The 3,103-nt window shown below is 63.9% G+C and carries 2 protein-coding genes; both read left to right on the top strand.

All coding sequences use genetic code 11. The features are described 5' to 3' along the window. The first annotated feature begins 348 nt into the window (after positions 1–348). Positions 349–1,371 (top strand): class II fructose-bisphosphate aldolase, encoded by a 1,023-nt coding sequence (fba, locus tag GNK13_RS18910; RefSeq protein WP_164104122.1) that lies wholly within the window; start codon positions 349–351, stop codon positions 1,369–1,371. A gap of 8 nt (positions 1,372–1,379) precedes the next feature. Next, positions 1,380–2,948 carry an AMP-binding protein gene (locus GNK13_RS18905; protein WP_164104121.1) on the top strand — a complete coding sequence of 523 codons (1,569 nt, stop codon included), beginning with the start codon at positions 1,380–1,382 and terminating at the stop codon, positions 2,946–2,948. Positions 2,949–3,103 lie beyond the last annotated feature (155 nt).

Genomic DNA, 3,103 nt, shown 5'->3' with positions numbered 1-3,103 from the left:
CGGAGCAGGACGGCTCGCGGAAAAATCGTTTAACGGCAAGCCGAAGGCGACTGCTTTTTAAAACACAGTCGCCTTCGGCTTGCCGTTAAACGACGGTGTAGCCGACTGCTGGGCACGGCTGATGCTGCCCGGTTGCGAGAGCTAGGGCGTGTGGGATAATTCGGAGCGTCGCCTCTGGATTGTATCGAGGGCGTTGCAGCCCGAGCCGAACAGCGGTTAGCCTGCGAGAGGAGGTAAAGAGCCTCCGTCGATCGCACCGAAGTTACTTCCGAACGGTTCCCTGCTTGAACCCATAGAAATTTGCGCCTGTTAGGCTTTTTATCCACACATAGCTGAAGAGAGTTACTCATGCCGTTGGTCCCGCTCCGCGTTGTGCTCGATCACGCCGCCGAAAACAATTACGGCGTTGCCGCGTTCAACGTGAACAACATGGAACAGATCCAGGCGATCATGTCGGCGGCCGATAAGACCGACTCGCCGGTCATCGTCCAAGCCTCGCGCGGTGCCCGCTCCTATTCGCAGGACGCCTACCTGCGGCACCTGATGTTGGCAGCCACCGAGCTCTATCCGCACATTCCGATCGTCATGCACCAGGACCACGGGAACAGCCCCGAGACCTGCCTGAGCGCGATCGAGAATGGCTTCACGAGCGTGATGATGGACGGCTCGCTCGAAGAAGACGGGCAAACCCCAGCCGATTACGACTACAACGTTCGCGTGACTGCCGAAGTGGTCAAAATGGCCCACGCCCGCGGCGTCTCGGTCGAAGGCGAACTCGGCTGCTTGGGGTCGCTCGAGAGCGGTGGTGGCGAACAGGAAGATGGCCACGGGGCGGTCGGCCAGCTGTCGCACGACCAATTGCTGACCGATCCGGAAGAGGCAGCTCGGTTCGTCGAAGAGACGGGCGTCGACGCATTGGCGGTGGCGATCGGCACCAGCCACGGAGCGTACAAGTTCACCAGCAAGCCGACCGGCGAAGTCCTGGCGATGGACCGGATCGAGGCGATCCACAAACGGATCCCCAACACCCACCTCGTGATGCACGGCAGCAGCAGCGTTCCGCAAGAGCTGCAGGACATCATCAACCAGTACGGCGGCAAGATGAAGCAGACCTACGGCGTGCCGGTCGAAGAGATCCAGCGGGGAATCAAGCACGGCGTGCGGAAGATCAACGTCGATACCGACTGCCGGATGGCGATCACCGGAGCGATCCGCAAGGTAATGGTCGAGTCGCCTGAGAAGTTCGATCCCCGCGATTTCCTCAAGCCCGCTCGGGCGGCGATGGAAGCCGTCTGCGTCGCCCGCATGACCGCTTTTGGCCAAGCCGGCAACGCCAGCAAGCTTCGTCAACAAATGTCCGCCACCGCCTGATTCAGGCGATGCTGGTTCGCTATGTCTTCGAGTGGGCGGCGCAGCGGGCGTCGTCCACCGCTTGGCTCGCTCCCGATGGTTTTCCGGTCTCCTGGGCCGCGCTGGCCCAGGCGGTCGTCGTGACGGCTCGTCGGCTGAGCGAAGAGGGACGATTCGACCGACGCGGTACCCACGCGCCGCCTTGCGTCGTCACCCAATTGCCCAACGGCTGGGAGGCCATCGTTCTCGCGCTGGCGATCGATTTTTTGGGGGCGATCGAATCGCCCCTCGATCAGCGGCTGAGCGCCGCCGAAGTTCGTCGCCGAGCCGAGAGACTCGACGCTCGGCTGATCATCAGCTCCCAAAGCCTCGCCCGCGCTCCCCGCTGGGTACCTTCTCCCGCCGACGCTTCGCTCTTGAGTGGATCGCTGCTCTCGGCTGGATCGCTGGGCCGCGCTGCAACGAGCCGGGTGCCGGGAGCTTCAGCGGGCCGGTTGGCGGCCGAGTTAGCGGCGGCTACCGAGGAATGCACCGTGCGCAGCGATCCGCGGCGACCGCGTTTGGTGCTTTGGACGAGCGGATCGACCGGTTCTCCCAAAGGCGTTGTGCTCGGCGGCGGAGCTTTGGAGGCCAACGCGCGGGGGAAGCTTGGAGCGGCACCCCAGACGGCTGAGGATGTTCGCTTAACCGTGTTGCCGCTGGCCCACGCCTACGCTCGTACTTGCGATTTCGGGACTTGGTTGCTGACCGGTGGAACCTTGTCGGCAGTCGATGGCTGGGCTGGATTGATGGCGGCCGCGCCGCGGGTTCGCCCGACGCTCTTGAATTGTGTTCCCTACGTGATCGACAAACTGCTGGCCGGAACGTCTGGCGATTCAGCCGCGGCTCGGGAGGCCCGGCTGTCGCGGCTGCGAGCGTTGGGGATGGAGCGTTTGCGGATGCTCGGCTGCGGCGGAGCGGCGATGGAGTCGGATCGATTTGCCGAGCTAACAGCGCTCGGGATCCACGTGATCCAGGGCTACGGATTGACCGAGGCTGGGCCGGTGGTCTGCAGCGCGACGCCCAGCGATCGAGCGCCGGGCGTCGTGGGGCGACCGATTGCCGAGACGGAAATTCGTTTGGACGCGTCGGGCCAAGTCCTCTGCCGAGGACCGGGGTTGATGCTGGGCTACTGGGGCGATTCCGAGTCGACCGCCGCGAGGTTCGATCAGGGCTGGCTGAGGACCGGCGACCGCGGCTCGATCGATGCCGAGGGACGACTGCGAGTGCTGGGACGGATCGACAACGTGATCGTGCTCAGCACGGGTCGCAAGATTTCGCCCGAGCCTCTCGAACAGCGGTTGCAGAAAATCCCGGGGGTCCGCCACGTCGTGCTCCGCGGCTGCGGGGCGGGGCTGGAAGCCTGGGTGGACGCGGAGCCGCAGGCCTCGGCCGAGCGATTGCAGGCCGCATTCGCCGAAGAACTCCGCGATGAGCTGCCCGAGCATCAAGTGCGGCGGGTGACGTTGCTCGCCCGTCCCCTCTCGGCCGACCGTGGAGAGCTGACGATCAAAGGGACCGTCTGTCGCCAACGCGTGCTCGAGGGGTTGCCTGCATAGTCGCCTTTCGCTCCGCGAAAGCAGCGCTACGTGCTAGCTGGACAGCGCCACTTTCTCACGTTGAATTGCCATAAAGTCAGCAGTGCCCAGCAGTTGGCTACCAAGTCGTTTAACGGCAAGCCGAAGGCGACTGTGTTTTAAAAAGCAGTCGCCTT

The organism is Candidatus Laterigemmans baculatus (assembly GCF_010367455.1).
Taxonomy (GTDB): domain Bacteria; phylum Planctomycetota; class Planctomycetia; order Pirellulales; family Pirellulaceae; genus Laterigemmans; species Laterigemmans baculatus.
The sequence above is the reverse complement of the archived record's forward strand: the minus strand, read 5'-3'. Positions and strand labels throughout refer to the sequence as shown.